At 32.3% G+C, this 17,161-nt stretch carries 17 protein-coding genes and 1 tRNA gene; 1 reads left to right on the top strand and 17 read right to left on the bottom strand.

Going from position 1 to position 17,161, the window contains the following annotated elements:
- From ACY3JO_RS04625 to ACY3JO_RS04580, 10 genes are read right to left on the bottom strand one after another with little or no spacing between them, the layout of a single operon-like run.
- Entirely contained in the window at window positions 1-438 is a 438-nt protein-coding gene (locus ACY3JO_RS04625) for an anti-sigma factor family protein (RefSeq protein ID WP_463085632.1), read from the bottom strand.
- Window positions 428-1,102 carry an RNA polymerase sigma factor gene (locus tag ACY3JO_RS04620; RefSeq protein ID WP_463085631.1) on the bottom strand — a complete coding sequence of 225 codons (675 nt, stop codon included), beginning with the start codon at window positions 1,100-1,102 and terminating at the stop codon, window positions 428-430. The genes ACY3JO_RS04625 and ACY3JO_RS04620 overlap by 11 nt, the downstream gene beginning before the upstream one ends.
- A 20-nt stretch (window positions 1,103-1,122) precedes the next feature.
- Window positions 1,123-1,761, bottom strand: coding sequence for a hypothetical protein (locus ACY3JO_RS04615; RefSeq protein ID WP_463085630.1), 639 nt, complete (start codon window positions 1,759-1,761; stop codon window positions 1,123-1,125).
- 57 nt (window positions 1,762-1,818) lie between these two features.
- The gene (glpK, locus tag ACY3JO_RS04610; RefSeq protein ID WP_463085629.1) at window positions 1,819-3,297 is read right to left on the bottom strand and encodes a glycerol kinase GlpK; all 1,479 of its coding nucleotides are present in this window, start codon (window positions 3,295-3,297) and stop codon (window positions 1,819-1,821) included.
- 29 nt (window positions 3,298-3,326) lie between these two features.
- Window positions 3,327-3,893: a hypothetical protein gene (locus ACY3JO_RS04605; protein WP_463085628.1), complete on the bottom strand. Its 567-nt coding sequence runs from the start codon at window positions 3,891-3,893 to the stop codon at window positions 3,327-3,329.
- A 17-nt stretch (window positions 3,894-3,910) separates the two neighbouring features.
- Window positions 3,911-5,131, bottom strand: a complete 1,221-nt coding sequence (locus tag ACY3JO_RS04600) for an ABC transporter permease (RefSeq protein ID WP_463085627.1) — start codon at window positions 5,129-5,131, stop codon at window positions 3,911-3,913.
- A 10-nt stretch (window positions 5,132-5,141) separates the two neighbouring features.
- On the bottom strand, window positions 5,142-6,440 hold the full coding sequence (locus ACY3JO_RS04595; protein ID WP_463085626.1) for an efflux RND transporter periplasmic adaptor subunit: 1,299 nt from the start codon (window positions 6,438-6,440) through the stop codon (window positions 5,142-5,144).
- A complete protein-coding gene (locus ACY3JO_RS04590; RefSeq protein WP_463085625.1) occupies window positions 6,437-7,486 on the bottom strand; it encodes a TolC family protein in 1,050 nt (349 codons plus the stop codon). Before ACY3JO_RS04590 ends, ACY3JO_RS04595 begins: the two co-directional genes overlap by 4 nt.
- 14 nt (window positions 7,487-7,500) lie before the next feature.
- On the bottom strand, window positions 7,501-8,826 hold the full coding sequence (locus ACY3JO_RS04585) for a TolC family protein (protein WP_463085624.1): 1,326 nt from the start codon (window positions 8,824-8,826) through the stop codon (window positions 7,501-7,503).
- The gene (locus ACY3JO_RS04580; RefSeq protein WP_463085623.1) at window positions 8,819-9,526 is read right to left on the bottom strand and encodes an ABC transporter ATP-binding protein; all 708 of its coding nucleotides are present in this window, start codon (window positions 9,524-9,526) and stop codon (window positions 8,819-8,821) included. Before ACY3JO_RS04580 ends, ACY3JO_RS04585 begins: the two co-directional genes overlap by 8 nt.
- A gap of 142 nt (window positions 9,527-9,668) precedes the next feature.
- On the opposite strand from ACY3JO_RS04580, the gene ACY3JO_RS04575 reads away from it, so the two are divergent.
- Window positions 9,669-9,743: transfer RNA gene (locus ACY3JO_RS04575), tRNA-Ala, on the top strand.
- Window positions 9,744-9,837: 94 nt separating this feature from the next.
- Here the strand turns inward: ACY3JO_RS04575 and proB are convergent.
- From proB to lptB, 7 genes are all read right to left on the bottom strand, one after another.
- Window positions 9,838-10,947, bottom strand: a complete 1,110-nt coding sequence (proB, locus tag ACY3JO_RS04570; protein WP_463085622.1) for a glutamate 5-kinase — start codon at window positions 10,945-10,947, stop codon at window positions 9,838-9,840.
- On the bottom strand, window positions 10,940-11,143 hold the full coding sequence (locus ACY3JO_RS04565) for a DUF951 domain-containing protein (protein WP_463082389.1): 204 nt from the start codon (window positions 11,141-11,143) through the stop codon (window positions 10,940-10,942). Before ACY3JO_RS04565 ends, proB begins: the two co-directional genes overlap by 8 nt.
- On the bottom strand, window positions 11,140-13,224 hold the full coding sequence (gene fusA / locus ACY3JO_RS04560; protein WP_463085621.1) for an elongation factor G: 2,085 nt from the start codon (window positions 13,222-13,224) through the stop codon (window positions 11,140-11,142). Before fusA ends, ACY3JO_RS04565 begins: the two co-directional genes overlap by 4 nt.
- A gap of 83 nt (window positions 13,225-13,307) precedes the next feature.
- On the bottom strand, window positions 13,308-13,757 hold the full coding sequence (gene dut / locus ACY3JO_RS04555; protein ID WP_463085650.1) for a dUTP diphosphatase: 450 nt from the start codon (window positions 13,755-13,757) through the stop codon (window positions 13,308-13,310).
- 4 nt (window positions 13,758-13,761) lie between these two features.
- Window positions 13,762-15,204 (bottom strand): proline--tRNA ligase, encoded by a 1,443-nt coding sequence (proS, locus tag ACY3JO_RS04550; protein ID WP_463085620.1) that lies wholly within the window; start codon window positions 15,202-15,204, stop codon window positions 13,762-13,764.
- Window positions 15,205-15,218: 14 nt separating this feature from the next.
- On the bottom strand, window positions 15,219-16,406 hold the full coding sequence (locus ACY3JO_RS04545) for a DUF3084 domain-containing protein (RefSeq protein WP_463085619.1): 1,188 nt from the start codon (window positions 16,404-16,406) through the stop codon (window positions 15,219-15,221).
- Window positions 16,406-17,125: an LPS export ABC transporter ATP-binding protein gene (gene lptB, locus ACY3JO_RS04540; protein WP_463085618.1), complete on the bottom strand. Its 720-nt coding sequence runs from the start codon at window positions 17,123-17,125 to the stop codon at window positions 16,406-16,408. Before lptB ends, ACY3JO_RS04545 begins: the two co-directional genes overlap by 1 nt.
- Between the last annotated feature and the right edge of the window lie 36 nt (window positions 17,126-17,161).

The raw sequence follows: 17,161 nt of genomic DNA, 5'->3' as shown, positions 1-17,161 counted from the left end.
TTATTTTCCACTATACTGATAAAGTACAAGATCGATTAAAGTATTTTCATTTATTGAAGTACTCATTTTTCCATGAAAGTTATAATAACTGTATATGTCTTTATCAAAACTCTGAGATTTAAAATAATTCTGGGCAAGAAAGATAATTGCACCGAAGAAAGCAATAAAACCAAGAATTAAAAGGAATTTTCTGAACGGGTTTTTTAAAAATTCATCTTTCTCTAAGGTATATTTTACCCAGATTTTATCTGATAATTCCTCGTAAGGTTCAATTTCAGGAAGCTCATGGATTAATTTCACTATTTTCTCCATCATTTCTAATTCCCTTCTACAATCAGGACAAGTTAAAAGATGAGCTTCTACCTCTCTCCTTTTATCTGGAGAGATTTCACCATCAATATATGACGATATCAATCTTTTGGCCTCTTTACATTGCATAATTTACATCTTCCTTTAAAAGCTTTTCTTTCAATTCTTTTCTCGCTCTAAAGAGTCTTGATTCTACGGTACCCACAGGACAATTTAGTATTTTAGCTATCTCCTCGTATGACAATCCTTCATATTCCCTAAGTATTAAAACCTCCTGATACTCCTTAGGAAGCTCCTTTATTAATCTACGTACTTTACCTTTCACATCTTCCTTTTCTACTATATCTAAAGGATCCTTTGTATCTCCCGCTATTATACTTTCAAAAGTACCATCATCCTCTTCATTTATTGAATTATCTAAGGAATATACTTCTTTATTTTTTCTTCTATAATCATGAGCAATATTAATCGTTATTCTATAGAGCCATGTAGAAAACTTTGATTCTCCTCTAAAACTATTAATATTTTTAAAGGCTTTTATAAATACTTCTTGAACGAGATCTTCCAAATCTGGAATATTTCCAAGCTGAAGATAAAGAATATTCAAGATTTTCTTCTCGTATCTTCTCACAAGGATAGAGAAGGCCTCTCTATCTCCAATTTTGATATAAGAGAGAAGAGCATGATCAGATAACTTGCCTTTTTCCTCCTCGGAAAGGGAGGAAAAAGGCTTTAATTCATTATCAGATATAGTTTTCTTTCCTTTGATCACACTAACTAATTCTCTATACATAATATTTTCTTCCCTTCAGATTAAAATTTAGGAGCCTTTCTATTATATATCATTATCAAGTATCTTAATCTTGCCACATCCCCTTTATCTAAAACATTGCTTATCTCTTCCCACATTTCTTTCTCCGTATCCTTCTCTTTTATCCTTAGCTCTCTAATCTCTTTTTTCAATTGATCTAATTTTTCCTTATCTTGACTCCCAAGAGATCTTGCCTGTAAAGTTTTTCCTCTTATTTGTAATCTTAATTCCTTTAAAGCATTAAGATACTTATCAAAAATAGCCTTAACTTTTACCTTCTGCTCTTCTTTAAGCTTTAAACTCTTATCCAAGAAAGACAGTAAATTCTTCTTCCATTCTTCATATATCTTGTTATTCAAAATTTTTAATTCTTTAATCTTTTGCTGTAATCTTTCAGAATCAATCTTTTCTTCTCTTAAAAGTAACTGAATCTCAGCTTGTATTCTATTTCTTTCCCTTAAAAGATTCTGTAAATCTTGAGAAACAAGAACCCCCAGCCCAAAAGTATATCTGTTTCTGTCTAATATCATAACTTTTTCTCTATAAAGCATTGGAACTTTATGATTTGGAGTAGCAAAAATAACATTTGAAATAAGGGGAAGTATTATTAAGATTCCTACAATATACTTTAGTCTTTTCATATTCTCACCCCTTTCTCAATATCTTTTTACATAATTTATGACGAAAATTACTGTTTTTTATTCCCAATTTTTAGCTCTTCTAACAGCCTCTTTCCATTTCTTTAAAAGCTCTCCCCTTTTCTCCTCTGAGAGACAGGGCTCAAAAACTTTCTCTTCTCTCCATAAATGCTTGAGTTCACCAGTACTTTCCCATAAACCTACTCCAAGACCTGCCAAAAATGCTGCACCTAAGGATGTGGTTTCAGTAATAAGAGGTCTTATAACTCTTATATTAGAAATATCAGACTGAAATTGCATAAGAAAATTATTAGCAGAAGCACCTCCATCAACTCTTAATTCTCTAATTTTTATACCAGTCTCTTCACTCATGAGTTCTAAAACATCTTGGGTTTGATATGCTATAGCTTCCAAAGCTGCTCTTATAATGTGTTCTTTCTGAGTTCCACGAGTTATTCCTATAATTAGTCCCCTCGCAAACATATCCCAGTGAGGTGCTCCCAGCCCTACAAATGCAGGTACAAAAAACACTCCTCCGTTATCATCAACACTCTTTGCAAGAATTTCGCTTTCTGAAGAATTCTTTATAATTCCTAAATTATCCCTAAGCCATTGTATCACTGCTCCTGCAATAAAAACACTACCTTCTAAGGCATAATAGATCTCATCTCCTAACCCATAAGCTATAGTAGTAATAAGACCTTGAGATGAATATTTAATATTTTTGCCCGCATTCAGTAAGATGAAACAACCAGTACCATATGTATTTTTTACTATGCCTTCTTCAAAACCACATTGCCCAAAAAGGGCAGCTTGTTGGTCTCCTGCATCTCCAGATATGGGAATCTCAAAATTGTCAATAATATGGCATGTCCCATATACATAACTTGAAGGAAGAACCTTAGGCATCATAACTCTCGGAATATTCATTATCTCTAAGAGCTCATCATCCCAATCTAAAGTTTTTAAGTTAAAAAGCATAGTTCTTGAAGCATTAGAATAATCAGTAACGTGGACTTTACCTCCTGTAAGATTCCATATTAACCAAGTATCCACTGTACCAAAAAGAAGTTTACCTTCTTCAGCCTTTCTTCTTGCGTTAGGTATATTGTCTAATATCCATTTAATCTTGGGTCCTGAAAAGTAAGCATCAATTACAAGACCAGTTTTCTCCTTTATTAATTCAGAAAGCCCTTCTTTCTTTAATTTCTCACAGTAATCCGCTGTTCTCCTACACTGCCAAACAATTGCATTATATATGGGCTCTCCTGTTTCCCTGTCCCACACTATAGTTGTTTCTCTCTGATTCGTAACTCCAATAGCAGAAATCTCTTTTAGTGGTATGCCTGATTTATAAACAGCCTCTATCATTACTTCTTTTTGAGAATTCCAAATATCCCAAGGATTATGCTCTACCCATCCTGGTTTTGGGAAAATTTGAGGAAATTCTTTTTGAGCTACACTAATAATATTACCTAAAGAATCAAAAACTATCGCTCTTGAGCTCGTAGTTCCCTGATCTAATGCAAGAATATACATATTTACCTCCCCCTCTTCCTTAAATTTTTTTATTTTTTCTTTAAATAGTCTATCAAATCATTCAACTGTTTTTTATACATAGTTACATGATAAAAAGGATTTAATGGTTGTCCTTTACTCCATGCTTCCATAAATTTTTGAAACTCTTGCCTTTCTTTCTCAGAAATATTTTGTGGCCCCCTCCATTGAGGATTAACTTGTCCTTGACTTATTTGTGAACCTTGAGGATTTTGTTGCATTCTCTGCCTTATCTCTTCCAATCTCTTTTGCCTTTCAATTTGTAATTTATCAAGATAAGTTAATTGATCATCAGTTAAAACACCTTCAATCCTTGATATAAATTTATCAGCATCTTTCTTAGGGAGTATACTTGTTTTAAGAAGCTCCTGTAAGATAGGAATAAGTTTTTGAGCTTGGTTTTTGGTAATAGTTACCTTCTTATCTTTATCAAGCTCCCTTAAATCCCTTATTAATCTTACAAGATATTGAACTTCTTGAGACATAAAATTTCTTCTTTGTTGTTGGATTTGGGTTTGAGGATATACTAAGGGTATTAGTAATATACCGAATAATATTAAAGTAATTAGTCTCTTCATTGTATTTACCTCCTTAATTATTCATATCTCAAAGCTTCTATAGGATTCAACTTAGAGGCTCTTCTTGCAGGATAATAACCAAAAAATATTCCAACCAATGCAGATACTGTAAATGATAAGATTATAGGATTTAATGTTACAACAGCAGAAAGACCAGAAAATGATTTTATAATTTGTGCTAAGAAAATACCTAACAAAATACCCACTATCCCACCCACTACTGACACAATTACCGATTCTAAGAGAAATTGCAAAAGAATATATCCAGATTTTGCTCCTACAGCTTTTCTTATGCCTATCTCTTTTATTCTTTCTGTAACGTTGACCAACATTATATTCATAATACCTATTCCACCAACTAAAAGGGAAATAGCTGCTATTCCTGCAAGAAAGAGAGTTAGTGTTTGCATTGATTGATTCAAAGAAGAAAGAATAGTTAATTGATTCTGTACTACAAAATCATCTTCATTGGGATTTGTTATCTTATGACTTTTTCTCATTATTTCTTCTATCTGGGTTTGTAGCTCATCCATAACATCAGGACTTACAGCAGAAATATATATATTGTTTAAATAATTTCCTCCTTGAATTTTACGTTGAAAGGTTGTTAAAGGTATAAATATCATATCATCTAAGTTAGCAAATCCGCCTAATTGTCCTTGAGGTTCAAGGACTCCTATAACTTTAAAAGTTATTCCAGCTATTTTTATACTTTGACCCACAGGGTCCTCATTCCCAAAAAGAGTTTCGGCAACAGAATATCCCAATACTGCTACTTTTTTACTCCCCCTATAATCCTCTTCACTGAAGAAATCTCCTTCCTTTAACTTTATCTCTCTCACCTTTATATAATCAGTAGAAGTACCAATAACTTGAGTATTAGTATTTGACGCCTTATACTTTACCTGAACATTTCTGTTTGCATAAGGTACTACAGCTACTACTTTAGAACTGTCCAACTCTTTTTTAAGAGCTTCATAGTCATCGTTAGTAATAGAACTTCGAGGTGATCCTCTTACAAGCCCAACTCCTCTACCAAATCGTGAAAAAACAGTAAGAAGATTAGATCCAAGAGATGTAAACTGCTTTTCAATAGAATATTTAGTACCCTCTCCTAAGGACATTAAAGTTACTACTGCTGCGACTCCTATTATTATCCCAAGAGTTGTAAGAAATGTTCTTAACTTATTTGACGAGAAGCTATGAAAGGCCATCTTTAGTATTTCTACGATCATCATATTCTCATACCTACCTTAAAGGAAATCCCGGAATTCTAATCTGTATTTGCTGGTTTGTAGATCTTGATGTATTACTTAATGATGGTAATACAATCACATCACCTTCTTTAAGACCACTTTCCACAATCACATTAGTACCATCGTCTTCTCCCAAAGTGACCCTAACAAGTTCAATACTTCCGTTTCCTTTAAGGACTTCCACATAACTTCTTCTTTCTGTCTTTTTTACAGCTCTAAGGGGTATTAATAAAACATTCTTTTTCTCTAAAAGAATAATATCACCATCAGCACTCATCCCTACTTTTAATTTTAAACCAGGATTAGGTATTTTAACCCTTACCTTAAATATAGGTATATTATTTGAAATAGTTGCAACAGGAGATATCCTTATTACTTTTCCCTCAAATTCTTCATCAGGAAAAGCATCTAAGGTAACTCTTACAGGTAGACCCAAAGAAATCTTTCCTATATCTGTCTCATCTACTTCTAAACTTAACTCTACATTATGTGTATCCAATAAAGTCATCAAAATAGTATTACTTGAAATTATCTGGCCATTTACTACTTTTACGTTAGCTACAATTCCAGAAAATGGGGATCTAATGACTGTATTTTCTAAGTTTCGCTTTGCATTTTGCAAATCCAATTTTGATCTTTCAAAAGAAAGTTTACTTGCCTTGAGATCTTTTTGTAAGTTTTTAAGTTGTGTCTCATAATTACTCTTAACTATCTTCAAATTTGTCTCAGCTTGAGTATAGGAATTTTTCGCCTTCTCCAAAGTTAGTTTAGCATTATCTAAATCACTCTGTGATGCAAATCCCTTTTCAAAAAGTCCTTTAATCCTTTCTAAATTCTTCTCAGCATTTTTATATTCTAAAAATGCATTATCTCTACCTATTTGAGCATCACTTAAGTTTTTATCTAAATTTCTTTTTTGAGTTTCATAATTAAGCTTTGCTTGTTCATAGGAATTTTCAGCATTTTTATAAGAAATTAATGCTTGATTGTAGGATATTTGATAATCTGTAGGATCAACTTTTACAAGAATATCTCCTGCTTCAACTTTTTTACCTTCTTCTATCACATATATGACTGTCCCTGAGACTTTACTTACAATATCAAGACTTCTTTCAGCCTCAAGCGTTCCACTGCCAGATACCGTTACTAAAAGATCTCCTCTTTGCACAGTATATGTGGTAATTGTAGTTTTATTTGAGGAAGTTTTTGAATTTCTACCCAAAATACTCCATGATCCTATAATTACAACTAAAACAGCTATAACAATGATTAATATATTTCTCTTTTTCATTTTTTAACTTCTCCTCCTTCGGAAAGTACTTTTCCTACAGATATAGAAAGATTGTCTAAATTTTTAAAATAAGTGTGCAAAGAAGAGTAGTAATTGTTTTCAGCCTTTATTAAATTTATTTCAGCATTCATTAGATCTAATTTTGTTATTAATCCAGCTTCAAATCGTATATTTGTAATATTGTAATTCTCTTTAGCAAGATCTAAATTACTCTTTTGCAATTCTACCTCCTTCAAACTTGCATTCAATTGGTCTAACCTCTGAGCTATAGTCAATTTTGTACTATTTAATACCTGTTCTAAATTCATCTTTGCACTTTCCAAGGAATTTTGGGATGACAAAAGAGTAGCTTTTGGTGTATATTCATTATTATAAAGCTTTACTTGTAAATCGTAGAGTTCGACATTATTACTTGCCTGTACAATACTTGTTAAATTATCTTTTGCAAGATCAAAAAGATTATCCAACGTAAAGTTAAAAACTACAAGATCTGGCTCTTTGAGGGTTATATTTTCTATAGGAGAGATCCCCAAGATTTGCCAAAACTGACTCCAAGTTATAGCGAGATTATTTTCTACTGATTTTAACGTATTTTGAGCAGACAAATAATTTATTTCTGCCTGTTTAACATCAGTAGCAGTTGCATTACCTAATTGAAATTTTAGCTTTACTGCATTCAGATTTTCAAGATAATACTCTACTTGCTTTTTATATAATTTAACTTGTGCTTGTGCTTCTAAGACAGAAAAATAAGCGTTTCTAACACTTTGAACTACTTGAATTCTTGCATTATTATATTTTACTTGCTCAAGCTTTACATTTAGTTCTGCTTGTTTTAAAGAGAGTATTAAAGTAGTCGGATCTTTCCTTTTATTTTCATAATCAAAAACTGCATTATCCAAATTTATTTTAGCTACTAAAATATCTTTATTATTTTTTAAGGCAATATTTACTGCTTCATCAAAAGTTAATATCTTTAATTCTTGAGAATAGCCTATCGAAAGAACCAAAAATGTTAAAACTAAAAAAGCCAATACTTTTCTCATAGTAGATTACCCCCCTAATTTCCAAGAAGATTAGTTAATTGAATTCTTAAAAGATTATAATTTAAAATAGCATCTTCAAGATCATACTTGGCCTGCATATATTCTATTTCATAACTCTTTAAATCCAAATCTGTAATTAAGCCCAAACTATACCTTATCTTTTGAGCCTCAAAATTTACTTTCTTTTGTTCTAAGGCAATCTCTTTCTGTTTTATAACGGATTGAGCTTGAATTAGATTATAATAGGTCTTCCAGAAATTAAGTTCTACCTCTTTCTTAGTTTTATCAAAGTTAATCTGTGTTTGTTTTAAGGAAAGTTCTGCTTGTGTTTTATTTATATTACTACTTCCTCCATCTAATATGGGAATACTAAACTGAATTTTGATATTCCATGACTCTTTATTCGAACTTATCGTATCTCCAAAAGTTTGATCTGTATTAAACGATAAAAGGTAGTTTCTTGTATTAAAGGAGGCATTATAAGATGCATTTCCAGTATTGTAATTTCCACTAAAGGAGATGCTCCAAGATGGAAGATATGCTTTATCTAAATTAAGCTTACTTTTTTCCAAATCTAAGCTTGCATTTTTTATACTTAAGTTATTAGCATAAAGTTTATTCAAAAGATCTTCAGGTTTGTCTTTTATCTCATCATATTTAATATCAATTTTTACCGGAATTCTCGGTAAGGTTGTTCCTAAAAGATTTTCAAGGGACTTATATGCTAATTCTAAATTACTTTTTGCTAAGTTATAATTAGTCTCTGCCAATTTTTCCCTTTGTTTATAATCCAATAAATTTATTTCATTTATAACCTTACTCTCAAATTGTTTCTCCGCTATTTCTCTTTGCTTTACTGCTAAAATATAACTTTCTTCATATATCTTCAATTTTTCCTGAGCTAAATAAAGACTATATATGGATTGTAAAAATTGAAGTAACAGATCATTATAATTAATTTGAAAATTATTTTTTGCCTGCTCTAAACTTAGCTCAGCTAATTTTAGATTTATTCCCGCTTCTCCGAAAGGAAGAATAATCTGAGAATAACTTAAGGATAGAACTGCGTTTTGAGTTGTATTTATAGTAGTAGATGATCCTATTATAGTCTTTGTTTCTCCCTGATTATATGATGCTTGAAATGTAATATTAGGCTTTAAATTTGCTTGAGATAAGTAATAATTCTGTAAGGAGTTTTCGTATTGAATTTTATATACACTATAGAGGGGTGACTTTTGTAAAATAGGTAAAAGAGAGTCTATAGTTATGTAATCTTCGCTATAAGATATATTTAAAAAAACAAAGAAGATGATCATAACCAAAAGAAGTTTCTTATACATGGCTTATCTCCCTTTTCTTATCCTCTATATCTATGATTTTCCCGTCTTGCATCCTTACAATTTTTTCAGCATAAGAAGCTATATCTTGTTCATGGGTTACTAAAACAATAGTAAGATTTTCTTCTTTATGAAGCCTACTAATTAAATTCATAATCTCATGACTGGATTTAGTATCTAAGTTTCCTGTTGGTTCATCAGCAAGCAAAACTAAAGGATTCACTACAAGCGCTCGTGCAATAGCAACTCTTTGCTGTTGACCACCTGAAAGTTGCGTAGGTCTATGAAATAACCTATCAGCAAGGCCCATTCTCTCTAAAATTGCTTTAGCTCTTTCTCTTCTCTCTTTTAGTGGAATTCCTTGATATATTAAAGGAAGTTCTACATTTTGGAGTGCATTATAACGGGGAAGTAAATAAAAACTCTGAAATACAAAACCAATTTTCTTATTTCTTATCTCCGCTAATTCATCATCAGTAAGTTTAGAAACATCCCTTCCTTCAAAATATATTTTGCCAGATGTCGGTCTATCAAGACATCCTATAAGATGCATCATAGTAGATTTACCGGATCCGGAAGGGCCCATTATTGCTATAAATTCCCCTCTCTTAACCCTTAATGAGACTCCATTTAATGCAGTAGTCTCTACCCCATCCATTTTATAAATCTTAATCACATCTTCCAAAACAATAATATCTTCCATCTTGACTCTCACACCCTTTCTATAATAGTTTATCCAATTAGATTAGACATTTTAAATGATAACATTATTCCATGAAATTAAATTAAAATAATTTGACAAAAACCTTTTGTTTTGATTAAACTTAAAAAGGTTTAAATAAGGTGGGGGCGTAGCTCAGCGGGAGAGCGCTTGCTTCGCATGCAAGAGGTCGTGGGTTCAAATCCCATCGCCTCCACCAAAATAGGAAAAATAGTTTATATTTTCATCCTTCCAATTAAAAAGCTGAAGTTTTCCTAACTTTATATTTTAGCTTTTTGGATCTATACTAATTTTTAATCACGATTTATAAGAGCCATATTGTTCCTATGAATTACCTCTTCATAAGAGTTATCACCTAAAATAGCTTTTATTTCTTCAGAGTTTTTTCCAATTATGTTTTGAATTTCATTGCTGTCATAATTAACAATTCCTTTACCTATTTCATTTCCTTCTTCGTCCAATATAGATACTGTATCCCCCCTTACAAAATCACCTTCAATCTTTTTTATCCCAACTGGAAGTAAACTCTTACCTTTTTTAAGAATAGCTTCTTTAGCACCATCATCTATATAAATCTTCCCTTCACTTTTCGCCACAAATAACATCCAGTGCTTTTTTCTACTCAGATGTTTCTCAGGAGGATAGAAAAAAGTTCCAATTTTTTCATTTTTTAAGATAAGTCTTTCCAAAATATTCTCAATATCTGTTTTTGTTAGAATCATAGGTATCCCAGCTTCTGTAACTATCTTGGCTGCCATCAACTTTGTATACATACCACCAGTTCCCTTACCAGGGCCTGCATATTTTTCAATATTTTCATTTATCTCGTAAACTTCCTTTATCAATTTAGCATCATTAGATTTATTGGGATCTTCTGTATATAGACCATATACATCAGACAATATAACCAAAACATCAGCATCTACAGCACATGCTACTTTTGCTGATAATGTATCATTATCCCCAATCTTTATTTCTTCAACTGCTACTGTATCATTTTCATTTACAATAGGAATAATTTTCTCTTCTAAAAGAGTCTCAAAGGTTTGAGATATATTTAAATATCTCTTTCTATCATAAATATCTTCTGCTGTAATAAGTATTTGGGCTATAGGTTGTTTAAAAATAGAGAAAATTTGTGCATAGTATTGCATTAACCTTACTTGTCCCACAGCAGATAATGCTTGCTTGGCAGGAAGATCCTTTCTCTTAAAGAGACGAGTTATAATTTCTCTTCCTGAAGCAATAGCTCCAGAGGATACCAATATAACTTCTTTACCAGATCTTATAAGTTTTACACATTCTCTTGCTAAAGAAAGGATCTTCTCTGCCGATGGATTTCCCTTCTCATCAGTAATACTTGAAGTACCAACCTTTACAACAATTCTTTTCCAGTTATTCATCCTCTTTTATTTCTACCTTTCCCACTTTTTTTGCCTTTCTTTTTATATCAATCCTTGGTAGCATAACTATATGCCCACATTTTTCACATTTTAATTTAATATCAACACCAGAATAAAGCACAATCCATCTATTTCCACCACAAGGATGTTTCTTAGGTAGTTCTAGTATATCACCCACTTCAATTTTCTCTATCATTCTTCTTCTTCTTCTCTTGGTTTTGCCTTAGCTATAATCTCCTCTTGTATCTTTGCTGGTACCTCTTCATAATGTGAAAATTTCATAGAATAAGATCCTCTACCTTGAGTAATAGATTTAAGAACAGATGAGTATCTAAGCATTTCAGCCAAAGGTACAAGAGCCTTTACCACTTGTAGTTTACCCAATGAATCTATCTGGGTTACTCTCCCCCTTCTACCATTAAGGTCACTTATAATATCACCTGTATACTCACTTGGTGCTGTAACTTCTACACTCATTATTGGTTCAAGAAGTACAGGTTTTGCCTCCATAAATCCTTTTTTGAATGCTTTAGCAGCCGCTATCTTAAAGGCCATATCTGAAGAGTCTACTTCATGATAAGATCCATCAAATAACGTAACTCTAACATCTACTACAGGGAATCCAGCCAATACTCCTTTTTCCATTGTTTCTCTAACACCTTTCTCAACTGCAGGTATATAGTTCTTAGGAACAACTCCACCAACAATCTTGTCTACAAATTCATATCCAGCACCTCGAGGTAGAGGCTCTAACTCAAGCCATACATGACCATATTGCCCTCTACCACCTGTCTGCTTTTTCACTTTACCCTCAGCTTTGACAGTAGCTCTAATAGTTTCTCTATAAGCTACTTGTGGTGTACCTAAGGTCACATTTACCCCAAATTTTCTTTGCATTCTCTCCACTACCACTTCTAAATGAGAATCTCCTAGTCCATAAATTAATGTTTCATTGGTTTCCACATTTCTTTGCACTCTTAAAGTTGGATCTTCCTCTAAAATTCTTGCAATTGCAGAACTCATCCTATCTTCATCAGCTCTAGTCTTTGGAACAACTGCAACCGCAAAAACAGGTTCAGGAAATTCCACTGGGACCACCTTTATTGAATTATCTTTATCACTCAAGGTCTCATTTGTACTTGTTTCTTTTAATTTTGTTATGACACCTATATCTCCAGTACTGATCTCTGTTGCAACTTCCTGATTCTTACCTCTTTGATAGAAAAGTCCACCTATCTTTTCCTGTACTCCTTTATTTACATTGAATAATGTAGAATCTGGCTTTAACACTCCTGATAAAACCCTAATGTAACTAATCTTACCAACAAAAGGATCTGCAGAGGTTTTAAAAACAAAAGCCAAAAGGGCATTCTTTTCTCCTATTCGTACAGCTTTTGTTTCTCCCTTTTTAAGATCTTCAACAGGTATAGCTGGTCTTTCTAAAGGATTGGGGAAGAAAGCAACTATTGCATCAAGTAACTTTGATATTCCTACATTTTTAAAAGAGGATACAGGAAAGATTGGGAATATTTCTCTTCCTATAAAAGCCTCCTTTAAAGTTTTAGCTATTAATGCACTTTCTATCTCTTCTCCTTCTAAATATTTTTGAAGTAACTCCTCATCAAACTCAATAATAGTTTCAATTAACTGCTGTCTATATTTTTCATAATCCGACTTAAGCTCTGCTGGAATATTAGACTCTACCGGTTCACCCTTCTCATTTTTATAAATATATGCTTTACCCTCTAAAAGATCTATAATACCATTAAAATTACCTTCTTTACCAATGGGTAAATAAATAGGAATTGCTTTACCTCCAAATCTTTCTTGAATAGCTTTTACATTTTCATAGAAATCAGCACTCTCTCTATCAAGTTTATTCACTACAAAAGCTACTGGTAACTTCTCTTCCTCACCCATTCCCCACACCTTTTCAGTCTGTACCTGAATTCCTGAAATAGCATCAATCACAATAAGCATACTATCTACCGCTCTTAGAGAACTCTTGATTTCTCCTATGAAGTCTACATATCCTGGTGTATCAATTACATTAATTTTCTTTCCCTTCCATTCCAAGGGTAGAACTGAAAGACTTAAAGATATTCCTCTCTTTATTTCTTCAGGTTCAAAATCAGAAACCGTATTTCCATTTTCAACTTTACCCATTCTATCTACTACTTTTGCAGTATATAAAATTGCCTCAGCTAAACTTGTCTTTCCTGCACCTCCATGCCCGAAGAGTCCTACATTCCTTAAGTTTTCAGTTTCATATTTCATTTTTCTTTCGTAACCCCCTTACTTCTTTTTGTTTTAAAAACTTCCAATTTTAAATTATATATCATATAAAAGAAAAATACATTTCATAAAATCCCAGTACTTCCCAGCCCCCCTTCTCCTCTTTCCGTTAAAGGAAGGCTTTCTACTTCTTCCCATTCTACCCTCGGATAATGAAGAATAAGAAGTTGAGCTATTCTCATACCTTTTTTACCGTAAAATGGCCTTTGTGAAAAATTGATAAGATTAACTAAAATTTCTCCTCTATAATCACTATCGATAAGTCCTGGAGTGTTTAAGATTGTTATACCTTCCTTTGCCGAAAGTCCACTTCTAGGCAAGACAAATGCCAAATATCCTTCAGGAAGGGCGATTTTTATTCCTGTAGGAATTATAATTCCTCCACCTATCTCATTAAAGGGAGGAAGTATAAAATCAACGCGAGAATACAGATCTAAAGCAGCAGATCCAGATGTAGCATAAAAAGGAAGTGATAGTTCTTTATCTATTCTTTCTATAAGTACTTTAACCTTCATATCTCTAATATGCCTTTGCAAATAAGGCTTTAATTTTTGTTTCCTTTCCACAAAGAATACATTTTCCTTCTTCCTCTTTCCAATCAAGGGGTAAATTTCTTATTGTTGCTCCAGTTAATTCTTTTATCTTTAACTCACATTCTCTTTCTCCACACCAACTTGCTTTAACAAAACCCTTTTTTGTATCCATAATTTCTTTAAATGTATCAAAGTCACTTACATTATGAAAATTTTCTTCTCTAAATTTTAAAGCTTTTTGGAAAAGAGTTTTTTGAATATCATCTAAAAGATTACTTAGCTCTTCCACCATATTTTCTTTTTTATACGACATTTTCAATCTTAAATCTCTTCTTGCCACAAATATTTCTTGCTTACCTACTTCTTTTGGACCTAGCTCTAATCTTACTGGGACACCTTTAAGTTCATACTCATTAAACTTCCAACCAGGGGTATGTTCCTCATCCTTATCTACTTTTACTCTAAAATATTTTTTCAAGATATTATATATTTCATCTACATAATTGTAGACTTTTTCCCTTTCAGTATCATTTTTCCATATTGGTATAATCACTATTTGATAAGGTGCAACCCTGGGAGGTAATACAAGACCATAATCATCACCATGAGTCATTATTAAAGCTCCAATTAGCCTTGTAGACACTCCCCAGCTGGTTTGCCAAACATATTTTCTCTCTCCATCCACGTCTTGAAACATAATATCAAATGCCTTAGCAAAATGCTGACCTAAATTATGAGATGTACCAGCTTGAAGGGCCCTTCCATCTGCTAAAAGAACCTCTATAGAATATGTGTGTAAAGCACCAGCAAATTTTTCATTCTCTGTTTTTTTACCAGCTATTACTGGAATAGCTAAATCATTTTCAACAAAATCTTTATACACAAAAAGCATTTTTAAAGCTTCTTCTTCTGCTTCTTCAAGGGTTCTATGAGCGGTATGACCTTCCTGCCATAAAAATTCAGTGGTTCTTAAAAAGGGTCTTGTTTCTTTCTCCCATCTAACAACATTAGCCCATTGATTTATCAGTACTGGTAAATCTCTCCATGACTGAATCCATTTAGCATACATGCTACAGATGATTGATTCTGAGGTAGGTCTTACAGCAAGAGGTTCAAAAAGATCCTCATCTCCTCCCTTCGTAACCCAAGCAACTTGAGGTGAAAAACCCTCCACATGTTCTGCCTCTTTTTCTAAGAAGCTCTTTGGTATAAAAAGAGGGAAATATGCATTTTCATGCCCCGTTGCTTTAATCTTTTCATCTAAAATCTTCTGTATATTTTCCCATATAGCATATCCATAAGGTTTTATTACCATACAACCTTTAACAGGAGAGTAATCTACGAGTCCAGCCTTTAATACCACTTCGGTATACCATTTTGAAAAATCATCTTTTTGAGATGTTAATGCTTCTACAAATTTCTTTTCCATAATATCACTACCTCCTATATCTCAAATCTTATTTTTAAAGGACCGCTGTTATAAGTATCCTCCTCAACTATTACTTTTAGGATAACCTTTTTGCCCTTTTCTTTAATTTTATAAGCAGTATTATAAAATTCATCAAAAGATATTTCACCAACAGTATTTGATAAAGGATCAGGAAGGATTCCTTTCTGTTGAGCTATTTTATTAACCTCTGATAGAACCTCTAATAATCTTGCTTCAATTTTATCTAAACTTTCATTACCATCAATAACTTTTAGCAATATTACCTCTCCTGCCTTATATACTAATTTATAGGGAAAAATTTGGAAATATACAATAACTGGTTCACCTTCAAATATGTTTGCCAAAGAATGTACTCTTACCAATTTTTCCTCTTGAGTTTTCATTGCTTCCAAAAGTTTATTCCATTCCGCTTCTGGTACCCATACGTATCCTTTTTTCATATTTCCTGCTCCTCTTTCCTTTGCTATACTTTCAATTAAGGAAAGTATAGCTTTAGCTTCTTTTTGCATATCATCACTTATTTTACTTCTAATAATATAATTAAGGATCAATTCTCCTCTTTTAAATATAATTCCTTCTGTACGTAGACTGGCTATAGTAGAATTCAAAAATTGTAACTCATCAAGTAAATATTTTGTATCTTTCTCCAAAGATTCCTTTTCCTTAGATAACGTAGCTATTTTTTTAGAGACTTCGTATATAGACCTTTGAAGTCTCTCATTTTCTTTCTTTAATCTCTCTTTATCCATAGATAATTTATTAAGTTCTTTAAGTAATTTTTCTCTTTCCATTTCCAAAATATGAATTTTCCTTTTATATTCATCTAAATCTTTTAGGGCCTTATCTCTACCTTTCTTAACTTCTTCATACCTCCTTAAAATCTCTGTATATTCTTTTTCCTTTGACTTAATTGAATTTTCTAAAGAATATATTTGTCTCTTTAATTTTTCCATCCCCAATAAAGCCACTCGAACATTTTCAGAAATAACAGAAAGCACAACAAGAGAGAAAATCATAATTAAGATACCAGTCAAAATACTGATTATACGAGAAGTATATTTAGGCCTAAGTCCAAAGAGAGAAAGTTTCTTTTTCCCTGCTTTTCTACCTACATAATCTCCTGCATATGCAATCATACCACTTGCAAGAATCAATATAATTATTAAAAAAAATCCAGACATTAAAGATTAAACCTCTCTCCTAAGAAAAATCTTTTTGCCATATTACTATTAACTATTTCTTCTGGAGTACCGGAGATAAGAACCTCTCCAGAAAATATTATATATGCATAATCTGTTATAGCTAATGTATCTCTAACATTATGATCAGTAATTAATATACCCAACCCCTTTTCCTTTAAGTAAGAAATAGTTTCTTGTAAATTTTGAACAGTAATAGGATCAACCCCTGCAAAAGGTTCATCTAGAAGTATATACTTAGGAGAAAGGGCTAAAACCCTAGCTATTTCAACTCTTCTTCTCTCTCCTCCAGAGAGTGTATACCCTAAATTTTTCCTAACTTTCTGTAATTGAAATTCTTCTATTAATTCTTCTAATCTCTCCTTTTGCTCTTTTGGGGCTAACTTTGTTAATTCTAATACCAATTTTATATTGTCTTCTACTGTAAGCTTTCTAAATATTGTAGGATCTTGGGCAAGATAACCAATACCTTTTCTTGCTCTTTGGGGCATAGATAAATGTGTAATATCCTCGCCATCAAGTAAAATCTTACCCTGATTAGCAGTTACTTCCCCCATTATAGTATAAAAAGTAGTAGTTTTTCCTGCCCCATTTGGTCCTAAAAGCCCAACTACACTCCCAGGGGTTACACGTATTGAGACATTTTTAACTACACATCTTTTTCCGTAGTATTTATATATACCTATGGTCTCAAGTGCCATAATTTAATGTTAAGAGAATTTTAACAATATGTCAAT

It is taken from the genome of Dictyoglomus sp. LHC4 (genome assembly GCF_055181355.1).
The sequence above is the reverse complement of the archived record's forward strand: the minus strand, read 5'-3'. Positions and strand labels throughout refer to the sequence as shown.